General features: G+C 45.6%; 20 protein-coding genes. All 20 read right to left on the reverse strand.

Annotated elements, in window-relative coordinates:
- A partial coding sequence (locus tag E2K52_RS10330) for a (d)CMP kinase (RefSeq protein ID WP_171478845.1) occupies nt 1-394 on the reverse strand: 394 nt, incomplete at its 3' end.
- A gap of 17 nt (nt 395-411) precedes the next feature.
- The gene (locus E2K52_RS10335) at nt 412-843 is read right to left on the reverse strand and encodes an SRPBCC family protein (protein WP_151205047.1); all 432 of its coding nucleotides are present in this window, start codon (nt 841-843) and stop codon (nt 412-414) included.
- Nucleotides 844-901: 58 nt separating this feature from the next.
- Nucleotides 902-1,423 (reverse strand): tRNA adenosine(34) deaminase TadA, encoded by a 522-nt coding sequence (gene tadA / locus E2K52_RS10340; RefSeq protein ID WP_151205048.1) that lies wholly within the window; start codon nt 1,421-1,423, stop codon nt 902-904.
- A gap of 6 nt (nt 1,424-1,429) precedes the next feature.
- The gene (locus E2K52_RS10345) at nt 1,430-2,551 is read right to left on the reverse strand and encodes an enoyl-CoA hydratase/isomerase family protein (RefSeq protein WP_151205049.1); all 1,122 of its coding nucleotides are present in this window, start codon (nt 2,549-2,551) and stop codon (nt 1,430-1,432) included.
- A complete protein-coding gene (gene ung, locus E2K52_RS10350) occupies nt 2,548-3,261 on the reverse strand; it encodes a uracil-DNA glycosylase (RefSeq protein ID WP_151205050.1) in 714 nt (237 codons plus the stop codon). The genes E2K52_RS10345 and ung overlap by 4 nt, the downstream gene beginning before the upstream one ends.
- A gap of 44 nt (nt 3,262-3,305) precedes the next feature.
- Nucleotides 3,306-3,902, reverse strand: coding sequence for a 6-pyruvoyl trahydropterin synthase family protein (locus tag E2K52_RS10355; protein WP_151205051.1), 597 nt, complete (start codon nt 3,900-3,902; stop codon nt 3,306-3,308).
- Nucleotides 3,903-4,048: 146 nt separating this feature from the next.
- A complete protein-coding gene (gene gspK, locus E2K52_RS10360; RefSeq protein ID WP_413772994.1) occupies nt 4,049-5,014 on the reverse strand; it encodes a type II secretion system minor pseudopilin GspK in 966 nt (321 codons plus the stop codon).
- Nucleotides 5,015-5,026: 12 nt separating this feature from the next.
- Entirely contained in the window at nt 5,027-5,653 is a 627-nt protein-coding gene (gene gspJ, locus E2K52_RS10365) for a type II secretion system minor pseudopilin GspJ (protein ID WP_151205052.1), read from the reverse strand.
- Nucleotides 5,650-6,078 carry a type II secretion system minor pseudopilin GspI gene (gene gspI / locus E2K52_RS10370; protein ID WP_161981136.1) on the reverse strand — a complete coding sequence of 143 codons (429 nt, stop codon included), beginning with the start codon at nt 6,076-6,078 and terminating at the stop codon, nt 5,650-5,652. The genes gspJ and gspI overlap by 4 nt, the downstream gene beginning before the upstream one ends.
- 82 nt (nt 6,079-6,160) lie before the next feature.
- Nucleotides 6,161-6,700, reverse strand: coding sequence for a Tfp pilus assembly protein FimT/FimU (locus tag E2K52_RS10375; RefSeq protein ID WP_151205053.1), 540 nt, complete (start codon nt 6,698-6,700; stop codon nt 6,161-6,163).
- A 9-nt stretch (nt 6,701-6,709) separates the two neighbouring features.
- On the reverse strand, nt 6,710-7,324 hold the full coding sequence (locus E2K52_RS10380; protein ID WP_151205054.1) for a TetR/AcrR family transcriptional regulator: 615 nt from the start codon (nt 7,322-7,324) through the stop codon (nt 6,710-6,712).
- A gap of 39 nt (nt 7,325-7,363) precedes the next feature.
- Nucleotides 7,364-8,137, reverse strand: coding sequence for a TatD family hydrolase (locus tag E2K52_RS10385; protein ID WP_151205055.1), 774 nt, complete (start codon nt 8,135-8,137; stop codon nt 7,364-7,366).
- A gap of 28 nt (nt 8,138-8,165) precedes the next feature.
- Nucleotides 8,166-8,507: a PilZ domain-containing protein gene (locus E2K52_RS10390; RefSeq protein ID WP_151205056.1), complete on the reverse strand. Its 342-nt coding sequence runs from the start codon at nt 8,505-8,507 to the stop codon at nt 8,166-8,168.
- 15 nt (nt 8,508-8,522) lie between these two features.
- On the reverse strand, nt 8,523-9,503 hold the full coding sequence (locus E2K52_RS10395; protein WP_151205057.1) for a DNA polymerase III subunit delta': 981 nt from the start codon (nt 9,501-9,503) through the stop codon (nt 8,523-8,525).
- Between the two features lie 14 nt (nt 9,504-9,517).
- Nucleotides 9,518-10,279, reverse strand: coding sequence for a 3-deoxy-manno-octulosonate cytidylyltransferase (gene kdsB / locus E2K52_RS10400; protein ID WP_151205058.1), 762 nt, complete (start codon nt 10,277-10,279; stop codon nt 9,518-9,520).
- Nucleotides 10,280-10,291: 12 nt separating this feature from the next.
- The gene (gene lpxK / locus E2K52_RS10405) at nt 10,292-11,296 is read right to left on the reverse strand and encodes a tetraacyldisaccharide 4'-kinase (RefSeq protein ID WP_151205059.1); all 1,005 of its coding nucleotides are present in this window, start codon (nt 11,294-11,296) and stop codon (nt 10,292-10,294) included.
- Nucleotides 11,297-11,299: 3 nt separating this feature from the next.
- Nucleotides 11,300-13,027: a lipid A export permease/ATP-binding protein MsbA gene (gene msbA / locus E2K52_RS10410; RefSeq protein ID WP_151205060.1), complete on the reverse strand. Its 1,728-nt coding sequence runs from the start codon at nt 13,025-13,027 to the stop codon at nt 11,300-11,302.
- Nucleotides 13,027-13,449 (reverse strand): ExbD/TolR family protein, encoded by a 423-nt coding sequence (locus tag E2K52_RS10415; RefSeq protein WP_151205061.1) that lies wholly within the window; start codon nt 13,447-13,449, stop codon nt 13,027-13,029. The genes msbA and E2K52_RS10415 overlap by 1 nt, the downstream gene beginning before the upstream one ends.
- Before the next feature lie 9 nt (nt 13,450-13,458).
- Nucleotides 13,459-14,097 carry a MotA/TolQ/ExbB proton channel family protein gene (locus E2K52_RS10420; protein WP_151205062.1) on the reverse strand — a complete coding sequence of 213 codons (639 nt, stop codon included), beginning with the start codon at nt 14,095-14,097 and terminating at the stop codon, nt 13,459-13,461.
- A gap of 37 nt (nt 14,098-14,134) precedes the next feature.
- On the reverse strand, nt 14,135-14,723 hold a 589-nt coding region (locus E2K52_RS10425; RefSeq protein WP_151205063.1), incomplete at its 5' end, for a ParB/RepB/Spo0J family partition protein.

Consider the following 14,723-nt stretch of genomic DNA (forward strand, 5'->3'; position numbering starts at 1 on the left):
GACCATCGGCCACCAGGCCGGGCGCCTGTGCAAAAGCATGTTGACGCGCCACCAACGCTGCTCTAAGTTCAGGAATTGCGGCTACTTTTGAGGCAAACTCCCCCACCCGTTCGGTACGGATCGTTTGAGAAACATCTTCGCCATCTAAAAGCACCTGAGTCCCAGCAATACTGCTGACAAACTGTATATCCAAATTTGTTGCAGATTGTATGCACTCTGCGAGCCGCTTATCCATTTCCTCCAGCAAGCCATGTTGATGCAATGACAGCCCTAAAAGACGATATAAGGCACCTGAATCCAATAGATGAAACTGATAATGGTCTGCCAGTTTCGCAGCCAAGGTGCCTTTACCAGATCCACTTGGACCATCAATAGTAATAATTTGAACTGTCATTACGTTTCCGTTGTTGTTTAAACAGATTTTGCAAGTTTTGCGAGTCCTAGTTTAATCCCAGTTTTTAACTGTGCAAGGATCAATTTACTGGTCAAAGGAACACGCGTCTGCAATTCGATAGTATAAGTCACCAAGGTTTTATCCGCCTCTTTTTCCTCAAACTCAATGATACCCAAATGATGCTTGATGAGAGGATTTTTAACAATTTTATATTCAATTCGCTGATTCTCCTCGAATAAAGTAATCTGTTCCTTTAACGGTTTGACTGGACCGATTCCCATGCTCCGCACTGAACCCACTCCATCGGGACGTTCAGCATCAGCAGAATCCTTAATACGCTCGACCTGTAATGGCGCAAAGGCAATATTATAAGTTGCATGTTTGGACAGCAGATCAAAAACCTGAGCAACAGATGCGGGAAATTCTTTTTTGACTTGAATAGAGTTCATTATTTTTCCTGTGTATGACTTGTTTTAAGGTGAGAAAATTCTAGCGGATAATATTCATTTATTTTTGGGTATTGCGTAACTTTTCTTGTCGCTTGAGCTCACGCTTCTGTTCGCGGCGCTGCTTAAAAAAAATGCTCAGCTGTTCGGAGCATTGCTGCTGCATACAGCCTGCTTCAAAGGAAAAGACATGGTTATAATACCCAGTTTCAAAAAGCTTGCGGGCGCTAACCAAAGAACCAGCTTTCGGCTCGGTCGTTCCGAACACCACCCGAGATACGCGTGCATGTACCAATGCTCCTACACACATGGTGCAAGGCTCCAAGGTTACATAGAGTACAGCATCATCGGGCAGGCGATAATTTTGCAGATTATGGCAGGCTTCACGTAACGCCACGATTTCGGCATGGGCTGTAGGGTCGTTCAGGGAGATAGGCGCATTGAATCCACGTCCAATTACCTGCTGTTGACTTACAATCACTGCACCTACAGGAATTTCCCCCTGTTCGGCAGCCAATGCAGCCTGCTCATAGGCAAGCTGCATCCAGTCTTCATCTTTATATTTATAGTGTGTTTCAGACATTCAGCTTCAGATCACACCATAATGCTTGAGCAATTCATTCCAACTTTCAATCGTCGTGACAGGAGGGTTGGCTGAAAGAATTCCCTTCAGGCTTAAATCGCTTCCTTGGCTCCATTCTGGTGACAGGTCTTTATCGACCAAGCGGGCACGCACCCCTTCGACAAAGTCCGCATGACGAATTTTCCAGTCAGAAATCTGGGTTTCCAGTTCAAATACTTCATTCCAGGAATGTACCTGCTTCCCCCATTGCCACAATAACCAGGTCAATGCAGCCGTAGTCGGTGAACCTTTTTGCAGATTTTCACTGGCCTGACGCAACCAGTCACTACGCGCATCACTTAAACCGATAATCGACTCATAATCATGCTCAAAGTTTAGCCCACGGCAAACACTTTGAATGACATCGAGTGAGTTTTGTAATGGTCCTGGGCCTACCGGACGATGCATGCTGTTCAGCGTATCATCAATTGCACGAAAATCGCCTGCCGGATAATGATCCCAGTCAATATTCACTACCCTGTTCAGAACAGTGTCACGTGCGGCATCACAGATATGCGTTGCCCAGCCAATTCCATAAGCACCTGCGGCTGTCATAATCGAGCCGGTCAAACCAGTAAACAGGCCAATCGCGCCACGATCCGCCAGGAAGCGTGTTGCACCAACATCCGGATACAGACCAATATTAATTTCTGGCATCGCCAGACGGGAGTACGGTGTTACCAAGCGGAATGGCGCAGCCATAAACAGGCCCAGGCCCCCACCCATAACATAGCCTTCACCCCATACCAATATGGGTTTTGCATAGTTATGCAATAGCAGATCCAGCGCATATTCTTGTTCAAAAAATTTATTGGCTGTCGCTACTTCATCATTGATGACCAATTGGCGTAGCTTGCGCACATCTCCACCCGCACAAAATGCTTTGGGCGTAGTAGAATCCAGCCAGATTGCTTTTACATTTTCATCCGTATAAAAATCCTGAAAAACTTCAAGCAATGCCGTCACAATCGATTCATCGAGAGCATGTAAGGATTTCGGACGATTCAAGCGAACAATGCGCCACCCGTTGTGCGCTTCTTCAACAATCAAATCCGGATGATAAGATTTATTTACAGGAGAGTAAGTCATGCGTCCAGCTGCCAATCTATAGGCTCAATGCCATGTTGTTTAAGATAATTATTTGTTTTTGAAAACACTTTGCAACCAAAGAAACCACCCCGGTTTGCAGCTAAAGGCGAAGGATGAGCAGCCTTTAATACGAGATGTTTATTCTGGTCAATGCGCTGTCCTTTACGCTGTGCGTATGCGCCCCAAAGGATAAAGACAATATGTTCGCGCTGTTCATTTAATATGTCAATCACGTGATCGGTAAACTCTTCCCACCCACGTTTTTGATGCGAAGTCGGCTGACTGGCTTCTACCGTCAGGACAGCATTGAGCAATAGCACCCCTTGCTCTGCCCAGTGGGTTAAATCGCCATGCTTAGGGCTTTCCACCCCCAGATCATTGTGCAATTCATGAAAGATATTACGTAAAGAAGGCGGCAATGGCACGCCCTTCTGCACCGAAAAACTTAAGCCATGTGCCTGATTCGGACCATGATAAGGGTCCTGCCCTAAAATCACTACTTTAACCCGATCCAGCGGAGTGGTATTTAAGGCATTAAAAATCAGATGATTCGGTGGATAAATAATTTTATCTGCTTTTTTCTCTTCAATTAAAAACGCTTTTAACGCATCCATTTTGGAACCGAGCAAAAAATCACTCAAAGCGTATTTCCAGCTTTCATCTAACTGAACTTTACTCAGTTTAGCCATTTGCTGTTCATTTAAAGACATTCTTCAATCCTAAATCTATGTCAGTATGCGTCAGTCCTGCGCTTTTAGCGTTTGACCTGTAAATCCACAGTCGGGTTGTGAAAGGCGACTCCCTGTTTCAGTTTATTATACATCTGCGGCTCAGTCCATTCGGCCTGTACCTGCTCTGAAAACTCAATCTGATCTAGAGTCAACAACCCCATCTGCTCATTTTCAATATCTTCCAGGAAGCTTTGTGCATAGCCAGTATCCGTCTCATGCACAATTACCGAATATACTTCAACGTCCCCCTCACCATTCTGGGTGACGGTCGAGGCCAGCACTTGCTGTGCCAGAAAGAAGAAAATACGGGAAAACTGTTCCGCAGAGGGCGATACAGGCAAAGAGATCCAACGTGCACTAAACTTCTTGCAAGCCTGAATATACTCCGGATCATCCTGCTGCCAGAAACAAATGGCATGATCAAAAGAATCATAAAGGTCTTTAATTACACCTTTGAGCAAACCAAAATCATAGACCATCTGACCATGATCCAATTTCGACGCTTTTAGCAGTAACTCGACTTTATAACTATGACCATGAATCGAACGCTTGCAGCGGTCCGATGTGCAGTTACGCACAATATGAGCATTTTCAAATTTAAATAACTTACGAATTAACATATGCCCTAATATCGTCAAAAAATAGGTGAATATCTTTGGATTATAGACCAAAAGTGGATAAAGAAGGATTAATTTTGCTGTTCAGGCTGATGGGAAAAAAGGATCATGTAGATGAACAATGACTTGGGCACTTTTAACCTGTCAAATTAAAACGGCGCCATGCTGCGATATGCGATATGAACCTGCTGTTCCTGACGCACTAAATCGCTGCTGAACTGGCGCTTGCGTTCACTCAGCATCACTTCAATCCGGGCCTTGAAATAATGAGATTGTATGCCTAATAAATTATTGACCAGATTACGCTTATCTGCACTGACCTGACTAAAAGGTTCAATAGCCCAAAGCTCTGACACACTGGAAAAATGCTCCAGATTTGCCTGACGTTTTTCCAAAACTTGCTGTATGCCATGAATATCCAGCTTTTCATCCATACTGGCCAGAAGAAAAGCTGATGCGGTATTAATATTCACCGGACTATCCGATAGTGGAGCAGCGGTTACATACGGGGCAATCAGTTGATATTTATTTTCCTCAAAACCGCGTACCAATTTCAACTGTTCCACACTATGAAATTTGGTGTTGGGAGGCAGGGCCGCATCTAGCAGGCCCTGGTAATAATTGGACTCTGCCCCCATAGGCCCGACAGGTACATCATCGGCATCCTGCCAGTCAATTACCGCTTCACTGAGCTGCTCAGGCAATCCGGCACGCTTTAAAATTTGCTCAAACCACATCTTGGCATGTTCATTAACATTACCTTCCTGGGTAAGCAGACTGTTTAGGTTGAACTTGCCCGATTCATCTTGCAATACCCCCGAGACATACCCGTCTTCCACTGGGAAAGCAGGCATGGGCTGAACCCAGGTTTCATTTAAATGGTCTACATCTGGCGCATTTTTAGCATCATCGACCAACAACTCAGCAAAAAAGGCTTCTGCACTTTTGGCATACATTAAAGACTGATTTTGGCGCATTAAATAAGCCGTACTTTCCGCAGTGGCCGTCTGGCGCTTTGCAATAGTGGCCGCGAGAATTGTAGCCAATGCTACCATGACCAGAATGGTGATCAGTGCTATACCCTGCTGCTGTTGAATCGCGATCGTTTTCTTCATCTGTATTTCTTATTATGGTTGGCCTTGGGGAGCAAGCAGAAAATCTGTATTTAGCAGGCTGAATATCCATTCATAATTCACCCCATTGACGGTTAATTTGATTTTAATGCCTTTCGGCAGGCGCTGTTTTTGCGCCACCTGGTTGAGATCAGCTGAAGAATCTGGCCATTGAGTCAGCTCATTCGGATTGAGCACTAAAATTTCAAATTGTTCGACATGATTGAGCAAGACGCTGGATTCTGGCTGATCACGTCCGGTCTGGTTCAGATTACGGTATTTTAAACGGTAAAGCTTTTGCTCCTCTGAACGGTACTGGTATTCCACGCGTTCATCAGGCGAAATACCTTCCTGCAAAGGATCAGTTACGCCTGTTTTACTAAAATTAAAACGCCCATTTTGTAAAACCAGTGCAGGTTGAATCTGGCCATTTATATTGGCTGTCAGTGGTACCGCCTGCACCGTATCACGTAAAATCTGTTGATAAGTATCCTGTAACTGGTTTAAACGGTATTCATGCATCGCATTCTGGTCTTTGCTTTTATTAATATAATCAAAAACCTGCCAACCTAGTGCAGAAAGCACCGCAAAAATGGTAATGGCGACCAATAACTCAACTAAGGTAAATCCTTGAGGCTTCATGGTACTGGATTCTTACGGTGATTAAAAAATGTCAGGGTGCTAATACCAGATTCCACTTGCCCACTTTCAATATTAATGAGACTAACTTGTAACTCAATCCGCTGCACATTGGGGCTAATGGTCGGCTCGCTCCGTTTATCAATCTGCCAGGTTTCGTCCTGCTGGGTGAGTTGCCTTGAAGATGTTCCACTCAGCCACTCCTGATTGATTTCCATTTGTGCCGCTTCATTCAATGCAACAAATTGGGCTTTAGTTCTAAGTACTGCATGGGCAGTAGACTGGGTATATTGCATCGCCACTTTGGTCAGGGTCATGGCTGCTGTAGCAAAGATGGCCAAAGCCACCATAACTTCTAGCAAGGTAAAACCTGAAGCAGACTGAAATCGGCTCTTCTTTGAGCGAAGCGCACCTGTTTTGCAAGTCATTTTGGAAACGGTGCTTGTGAAGTGAGCCTCCGCAAGGTCTTGTTTCGGCACTCGGTTCAATACCGCCCCATGCATGAAATCTTTAGCCGGCATTGATTTTACCCAGATGATCAATTTCTATTGGATGGCCTACTTCACGGTTTTCCAGAAAAAACTGGATACGTACCGGTTTCACTTCACCATTGCCCAGCCAGATCAGCTTGGGCGTATCTGCCTGAGTCAGGTCAGGGTTCTGAGCATTTGTATAACGCTGTTCCAGAGACTGCACCTGAAAAGACACCTGCTCCGGTAAATTACGCAGCTTAAATTCTGCATAATTCTGCCATTTTTGTGCATTGATCGTGGACTGGGTCTGTGGTCGATATTCTGTGACCGCATAACGAAACGGCGTCACATCTGTCGCAGGCTGAATAGTCAATGCCAATATACGTGACTGATCATTGGCTTCTCTTAAAATACGCTGTAGGTCCAGCAGCAGAACTTCCCTCGCCTGCATGGCTTTACGCTGCTCGACCCCGCCTGTATTTATCAAAACCAGTGAGGCCATAATTCCCATAATCACAATGACGACCATTAGTTCTACTAAGGTAAATCCACGGATGTGATAAGGAGAACTGGTCATATCCAAACCTTAGACCAATTGCCCGACTGAATGCACGTGTTTGGGCAAGGCCAGAGCCTGATCAATATAAGCGACCCGCAAAGTATCTCGTGAACCCAGATAACGCTGATAGAAGCTGGAATTCAGAATCGCTGCCGCACCATAAGTCAGTGACCAGATTGAGGCCAGATAATCACGTACCGACATACTGCTATTGATGGAAGCCAGATAAGTTTCAGTCATACGGATAATCAGACGTAAACGCTGTTTACGCACCTGATAAAGTTCGCTAAACAGATGCTGAATTCCCACACCCGTTGTTGAAAGTCGTTCTTCAATCTGGTGAAACAGGACCGTACGTTCAGGATGATGTAAATGGTGCAGCATAAAGAAAGCCAGATGTTCAGGAAAAGCCTTGTCACTGTCCTGGATCATTTCCAGCAACATGCGCTCATTACGGATAATCAGCAGCATGTACAGTTCATCTTTACTTTGAAAGTGTTTATAGAGTGTCCCTTTGGCCAGATCCAGCTCCGCAGCAAGTGCATCCAGAGTCATGCCTGCTTCACCATTTTCCAGCAGAAGTTGCTCTGCCACTTGAAAAATTAAGGTTTCTCTTGCTCGAAACTGAGCTTGACGATCCATCTTCACCCTATAACTCTCTTGTCTCTTATCTAACTTTATTTACTTTAAATTAAGCAGGTTCTCAAAGTTTTGCTTTGTGATTTCAGCCATTTCTTCTAGCGACTTATCATATACATCGCAAAGCGCTTTGGCTACATAAGGAACGTATTTAGGCTCATTAGATTTACCGCGATACGGCATCGGAGCCAGATAAGGACTATCGGTTTCAATCAGCACTCGGTCCAGCGGAACCTGTTTGGCAACGTCACGCAAATCCTGGGCATTTTTAAAAGAAACAATACCAGAGAAAGACACATAGTAACCGCAGTCTAAAACAGCTTTAGCGGTTGCCCAATCCTCGGTAAAACAGTGCAAAATACCATGTGTAGATTTTTCTGCACGAATGATGTCAACTGTATCGTGCTTGGCCGCGCGGGTATGTACCACTACCGGTTTTTTCACGATTTGTGAAGCATGAATATGACGGGCAAAACAGTTTTTCTGTTCAGAAATAAAGTCGGTACTATGATAATAATCCAGGCCAGTCTCACCAATTGCCCAAACTTTTTCAGGCTGCGCCAGCTCCACCAGATATTCTGTGGTGGCACGCGCCATAGTGGCAGCCTCTTCACAAGGATGAACGCCGACGGTATAACCGACATCTGCATGACGCGCCGCAATCTTGGCCAGCTCGATATGATCATCCAGATCGACCGAGATACTCATGAACTTTGATACACCTGCTTCACGAGCCTGCGCAAGGGCCTGATCCAGATCACCATCATAAGGTGTTAAATCAAGCATCGTTAAATGACAATGAGTATCTACAAACACAATGAGTTTCCTACCAAAGGTAAATTAACTACATAGTGTAACTTTTACGTCCTACAGATTTAAGACCTGCAACCAGACGTTCTGCTTCATTTTTGAAAAAAACGCCTTTTTCACCTGTCAACTGGATTCCGAAGCCTTGTGGTTTGAGGCCATTTTGCTTTTGGGACACCCAGATCACCTTACCGGTTAACGGAATTTTCTGGCTTTGTTCAGGCAAAGTGGTTAATACAAAAACCTCCTCACCGAGTTTAACGGGCTGCTTGGAAGGAATAAAAAGTCCACCACCCACCACATAAGGCATGTAACTGGCAAAGAGCGTTTCCAGATCCGCTATATTGGCATGAATAATCCCGCCCATACGTGGTTGCATATCGTTTCCCCTTAATTAAAGATTCATCAGTTTGATACACAATTCATCGAGTACCAGATTACTTTGTACGTTCTGCTCGAGATATCGCTTGGCTTGCTGAAAATCTTCATAAATCTTAAAAAGTGTTTCTAATGAATATTGTTCGGCCAGCACATCGAAGTTCAAATCAATGTTTTTTACTGTCTGATTTAGCTTGACACAAATCAAATCGGACAACAAGTATTCAAACATTTGACCAAATTCACCAAAACTCAAGCTTTTATTCCACTTGGTCGCAATTGCCATCGGCATATTTTTTTGGGTGACCAGTTTGCTCCAGTCTGCCAGAAATTCCTGACGTAAAGGCAGCCAGCTACTTTGAGCCACTTCAACTGCCTGTAAAGGCATCTGATTTGACAGGCTCATCAGCAACTGTTGCTGGCTTGAACCTGCGTCAGGCAATTGTTGCTGCACATACGCCCTAAACTGCTCAGCTGAAATCCGGTCCAAAGCAAAGTGTTGCAGGCGACTCCGGATTGTGGCTGGTAATTTCAGATAATGGTCGGCGAGCAGGATAATAACAATATTTTCACCCGGCTCTTCCAGGGTTTTTAACAAGGCATTCGAAGAGGCAATATTCAGGGCCTCTGCCGGTTCAATCACAATAACCCGCCAGCCATCTACGGTCTGTTGCACAAAAGGCAAAAGATCACGGATCTTTTCAATCCTGATTTTGGCGTTCTGTTTTTTATTGTCTTCATCCGTGCTGATGTGCACATAATTCGGATGGGTATCGGCTTTGAGCCACTGACAGCTGCCGCATTCACCACAGGCCCCGGCAGGCTGACGATTCAGGCACAATATCCAAGCCAAAAACTGCTGGCTAAAAGCTTCTTTACCGCAACCTTTTTTCCCATAAAATAATAACCCATGCCCCAGTTTGGGAAAACGGCCAGTCAACGCTTCCCAAACCTGTTGCTGCCATGGATAAATCTGTGCTTTGACATCAAAAGGCATGTATTTGACTCTTCTTAGGCAAAATGGGAAAGATCCATCTGATTCAATCGATCCAGATCTTCCTGGGTATCCACCCCTGGCGGCAAGCTGGCTTCAGCCACCGCAATGGCAATACGGTGTCCATTTTCCAGCACCCGTAATTGTTCTAGAGATTCCAGTTTCTCTAGCACACCCATTTCCCAGGTCACATATTCTTGCAACAGTTTGACCCGATAGGCATATAGGCCTAAATGACGATAGGCCTGATCATGCAGCTTTGGTTCAGCCAGCTTGGCTCCCTCACGGTCATAAGGAATGGTGGCACGGCTAAAATACAGTGCTTGATTGTGTTTTGACATCACCACTTTAACAATGCTGTCACGCTTAAATTCTGCTAGCTGATAAATAGGCTCACATAGCGTCGACATGGAAGATTCAGGCTGATCTTCTAACAACTGCGCCACCTGCTTCACCAGTTGTGCCGGCAGTAAAGGTTCATCGCCCTGCACGTTTACAATGATGTCATCACTCGCCCAACCCTTGATTCGAGCCACTTCGCTTAAACGGTCCGTACCGGAAGGATGATCAGCTGAAGTCAGCACCACATCCACACCTTCGGCTTGACAGACTTCTGCAATACGTTGATCATCGGTCGCCACACACAGATCGTCAAAACCTTGCACTTTTTTAGCCTGATCGACCACACGCAGAATCATGGGACGTCCATGAATATTCAGCAAAGGTTTACCAGGTAAACGTGAACTCGAAAATCGTGCAGGAATGACTATATGTTTCATCGAAAATAAACCTTAGGAAATGGAAATACCCTGTTGGAGCAATTGCTGTTGTAATACCGAATAACAGGCATCAGACAAGACCGCATTTACCGGCACCACCCAGATTTCACGCTGATAATCTGGGTATTTCTGGAGCAATGTCATCATTTTGACCGCATCTTTTTCAGTGGTAATGATGGGATGATTATCTTCAAATTGCAGATCTTCAATTGCATAATCATGATGATCTGGAAATTCATGGCACTGGAACTGCTGCAAACCAAGGCTTTTTAGCGTCTGATAAAAACGTTGTGGAAAACCAATACCGACCACGGCATAAAAATTAGTTTCAGGATCAAAGCTTTTACTACTGTCCTGATTCAATAGATAAGGCTGTGATGCAGCCAGATGCATATGTAAAGAAGAGGTCGGATTGGCGGCATGTTCAATGATGGTACCCGTCTCCAGCCGCGTCACCGGTTCACGCAGATAACCTTCTGGCAAGAGCTTCTGGTTGCCCAGACCGCGATTATTGTCCAGCACAATCCACTCAATCTGACGATTTAAAGCCCAGTGCTGTAAACCATCATCGCAGATCACCAGATCCAGCGCATGCTTTTCCAGTAAAAGCTCAATACTTTTCTGCCGATTAGGCCCTACGGCCATCGGCACACCGGTCGCCTGAACAATCAAGGCAGGTTCATCTCCCACCACCTCTGGTGCAGTATTTAAATCGACATAAGCAGGAAAAGCACCTTTCCCGCCATAGCCCCGGCTAATCACCCCGACCCGCACACCTTTTTGCGTTAAATACTCTACCAAGTGAATCAGTAAAGGAGTTTTACCACTCCCTCCTACTGTAATATTGCCAATCACCATAACCGGGACAGGAGCCGTATAACTGGTCTTGATTCCTTTGCGGTAAAGCCACTGATTGCTCACAAAACCCAGACGATAGAGCCATGACAAGGGACGCAGCACCACCAGCCACTTTGCCTGTGCATTCCAAGCATCCTGAATGATCTGTGCCAAAGCCATGACTTAAGACTCCTCGAAGTTACGTTGATGCAGCTGATAATACGCTCCTTGACACGCGATCAGTTCGGCATGGCTGCCCTGCTCGACAATACGTCCCTGATCCATCACCACAATCCGGTCTGCATTTTCAATCGTGGAGAGGCGGTGAGCAATCACAATAGTCGTACGACCTTGCATGGCCTGATCAAAAGCACGCTGAATATAATATTCAGATTCATTATCCAGCGCACTCGTGGCTTCATCCAGAATCAGAATCGGTGCATCTTTCAAGATTGCCCGGGCAATCGCAATACGTTGACGCTGTCCGCCAGACAAGTTCAAGCCTTGAGCACCCAAAGGGGTATCATAGCCCTGCGGTAAAGCCCTAATAAAATCATGTGCATAAGCCGCTTTAGCCGCTGCAATCACTTCTGCATCCGTGGCATTTTCCAGCTGACCATAGGCAATATTTTCACGTACAGTACGGTTAAACAGCACGACTTGCTGGTTCACCATCGCAATCTGGGTGCGTAAAGCGGTGAGCTCAAAATCAGTAATCAGTTTTTGATCCAGTAAAATCTGCCCCGAGCTCACTTCCTGATAACGGACCAGCAGATTGACCAGCGAGGTTTTACCGGCACCAGAACGCCCGACCAGCGCTACGGTTTCACCTGCTTTAACTTTCAGACTGAAATCATGAATTGCATGATGGCCATCCGCATAGATCAGATTGACCTTTTCAAACTGGATCTCGCCTTTTAATGAATCGGTCAGCGTTCCGCTATTCTGCTCTTCCGGCATATCTAGAAGGTCAAAGACTGAATGTGCTGCTGCCATACCGCGCTGAATTTTCTCATTTACATCTGTCAAGGCTTTGATTGGTCTGGCCAGCATGCCGGCAGCGGTAATATAAGCCACAAATTCACCCGCAGAAGTGTCGCGTAGGATCTCTGGGCGCAAGGCAATAAACATCACAATGCTGAGGGAAATAGACATGATCAGCTGTACAACCGGACTGTTCAGCTGCTGTACCGCAACCATTTTCAAACCACGGCGCAGGTTTTCCATCGAATTATAGCGAAAACGTTCCTGCTCATAACTCTGACCACCAAAACCTTTTACAACCAGATTGGCATTGACCGTTTCCTGCACCACATGGTTGACATCACCCATCGTGTCCTGCACCTGCTGAGAAAGCCGGCGCATGCGTTTGGCCGCCTGACGAATAATCAAGCCGATGACTGGTCCAAAAACCAGAATACATAAGGTCAAACGCCAGTTGCTATATAGGAGATAGCCCAACAAGGCAATGGTGATCAAACCTTGCTGTATGATGGTTCTGAGTGCTTCCGTTGAGGCTCCTGTGAGCTGCTCGACGTTATACATGATTTTAGCCGTAATATGGCCGCTGGTATTGTCGAGAAAATATTGTGCGGGTAAACGCAATAATTTCGCAAACACTTCCTGCCGGATATTAAACACCAGATTACGGGAAATGACCGCCGTATAATAGCCACCCAGAAACAGCCCCAGACCACGGAAGAACATCAATATGACAACCAGGAAAGGGAAAAGTGAAGTAAAGCCCTGATCTCGATTTTCAATCGCCTCAATAATATGTTCCAGTAATTTGGCGACAGAAACCTCTGTTGCCGCATTAATGGTAAAACCCAGAAGAACAAGCAGTGCTATTCCCCAGAAGGGCTTTAAATAACTTAGCAGGCGAAGATAGACCTTGAAATCGTGCTTCACTAATAACCTCGAGTTGGTACTTTCGTACTGATATTGACATTCACAAAGCCAAGCTGCCCTGCTACATCCATGACACGAATAACATCCTGATGACTTGCTTTTGCATCCGCTGCAATCACAAACATTAAATCACGGCGCTCATTCGAAATCTGTTTAATTGCGGTATTAAGATCAGCCGCTTCTTTACTCGCTATAGACTGACCGTTGACCGCATAGTGACCATTGGCATCTACAATCACTTCAATTTTCTGATCAAAATTTTTCGGTGGCACCCCCTGTGCATCCGGCAATGTCAGGTTCATCCGGCTCATCTGGTTAAACGTGGTAGACAGCAATAAAAACACCAGAATAAACAGCAGACAGTCAATCATCGGCGTGAGATTGATATGCACATCCTCGACCTGATTGCGTTTAAATTTCATCGCCTGCTCCTAACCTGCTTTCTTGATGTGTTCTTTGACATCCGAAGCATGGCGGTAGAACAAGCTAGCATGAAACAAGGTCGCCTGCTGTTCAAGTTCTGCGACATATTCCTGTACCAGACGCTGAAAATAACGATGCGCAAACACCGCAGGAACTGCAATCAACATCCCAGCTGCTGTGGTGATCAGGGCTTTGGAAATTCCGGGCATCATCAGCACCGGATCACTGTTTGTGCCAATATCAATCATCAGAAAGGATTCAATAATTCCGATCACGGTTCCGAGCAAACCCAGCAACGGAGCTACTGCGCTTAAAGTCCCCAGAAAATTGATATTTTTTTCTAAATAGGTGATTTCCTGAGATGCCATCGCTTCCATCTGCGCGCGGGCATACTGCTCGGACTGATCGCGTGCCTCTGCACCGACACTAAAGATCCGCCCCAATGCGCTGCTTTTTAAGGTCGCACTCTGCTGCAGCTTTTCGATGGCCTCATCTGCCCCCTGTGTCGGACCTATCAGAAGTGAGCTTGGCAGTACCAGACTCCTTTTTAAGCGAATGAGCCGCTCGACCGAAATTGCGACCATAAAAATCGAACACAATACCAGCGGCAGCATAAGCCAACCGCCTGCTTTGACCAATTCCCACATCTGATTTATTCCCCAATAAAAACAAATTATAAATTATTTATTCATCACCCAAAATTGCAAGAATACCATCCAGCTCTTCCAGAGAGTGATAGCTGATCACCAATTTTCCTTTACCTTGGCGGTTATAGTCAATTTTAACGTCTGCACTGAAACGTTCAGATAAACGCTGGCTTAATTGCTGAATATCCGGTGCGATTGCCGCTTTCTGCTTTTCTGTTTTAGGCATATTGAAATCACGCACCAGCTGTTCAGTCTGACGTACCGACAAACTCTTTTCAATCACCATATCGGCGACTTTCAGTTGATCTTTGGTTTTTAAGGTCAGGATGGCACGCGCGTGACCCATATCCAGCAAGCCCTGCTGCATAAAGTCCTTGACTTCTTCTGCCAAGGTCAACAGGCGCAGCAGGTTACTGACGGTGGTACGTGCTTTACCGACCGTATCGGCAATTTCCTGATGACTCAGACCAAACTCATCATGGAAGCGCTGCAAGGCCATTGCCTGATCAATCGGATTCAGATCCTGACGCTGGATATTTTCAATCAGCGCCAGTGCAATCGCCACCTGATCATTCAGATTACGGACAATTGCCGGGATCTCTGTCAGGCCCGCCAGTTGCGCCGCA

Origin of the sequence: Acinetobacter sp. RF14B (assembly GCF_006864105.1) — a bacterium.
Lineage (GTDB): Bacteria > Pseudomonadota > Gammaproteobacteria > Pseudomonadales > Moraxellaceae > Acinetobacter > Acinetobacter lwoffii_C.

Excerpts from the sequence above, each read along its gene's own strand:
- E2K52_RS10335 (WP_151205047.1), bottom strand. The coding sequence starts at position 843 with ATGAACTCTATTCAAGTCAAAAAAGAATTTCCCGCATCTGTTGCTCAG.
- tadA (WP_151205048.1), bottom strand. The coding sequence starts at position 1,423 with ATGTCTGAAACACACTATAAATATAAAGATGAAGACTGGATGCAGCTT.
- E2K52_RS10345 (WP_151205049.1), bottom strand. The coding sequence starts at position 2,551 with ATGACTTACTCTCCTGTAAATAAATCTTATCATCCGGATTTGATTGTT.
- ung (WP_151205050.1), bottom strand. The coding sequence starts at position 3,261 with ATGTCTTTAAATGAACAGCAAATGGCTAAACTGAGTAAAGTTCAGTTA.
- E2K52_RS10355 (WP_151205051.1), bottom strand. The coding sequence starts at position 3,902 with ATGTTAATTCGTAAGTTATTTAAATTTGAAAATGCTCATATTGTGCGT.
- gspK (WP_413772994.1), bottom strand. The coding sequence starts at position 5,014 with ATGAAGAAAACGATCGCGATTCAACAGCAGCAGGGTATAGCACTGATC.
- gspJ (WP_151205052.1), bottom strand. The coding sequence starts at position 5,653 with ATGAAGCCTCAAGGATTTACCTTAGTTGAGTTATTGGTCGCCATTACC.
- gspI (WP_161981136.1), bottom strand. The coding sequence starts at position 6,078 with ATGACTTGCAAAACAGGTGCGCTTCGCTCAAAGAAGAGCCGATTTCAG.
- E2K52_RS10375 (WP_151205053.1), bottom strand. The coding sequence starts at position 6,700 with ATGACCAGTTCTCCTTATCACATCCGTGGATTTACCTTAGTAGAACTA.
- E2K52_RS10380 (WP_151205054.1), bottom strand. The coding sequence starts at position 7,324 with ATGGATCGTCAAGCTCAGTTTCGAGCAAGAGAAACCTTAATTTTTCAA.
- E2K52_RS10390 (WP_151205056.1), bottom strand. The coding sequence starts at position 8,507 with ATGCAACCACGTATGGGCGGGATTATTCATGCCAATATAGCGGATCTG.
- E2K52_RS10395 (WP_151205057.1), bottom strand. The coding sequence starts at position 9,503 with ATGCCTTTTGATGTCAAAGCACAGATTTATCCATGGCAGCAACAGGTT.
- kdsB (WP_151205058.1), bottom strand. The coding sequence starts at position 10,279 with ATGAAACATATAGTCATTCCTGCACGATTTTCGAGTTCACGTTTACCT.
- lpxK (WP_151205059.1), bottom strand. The coding sequence starts at position 11,296 with ATGGCTTTGGCACAGATCATTCAGGATGCTTGGAATGCACAGGCAAAG.
- E2K52_RS10415 (WP_151205061.1), bottom strand. The coding sequence starts at position 13,449 with ATGAAATTTAAACGCAATCAGGTCGAGGATGTGCATATCAATCTCACG.
- E2K52_RS10420 (WP_151205062.1), bottom strand. The coding sequence starts at position 14,097 with ATGTGGGAATTGGTCAAAGCAGGCGGTTGGCTTATGCTGCCGCTGGTA.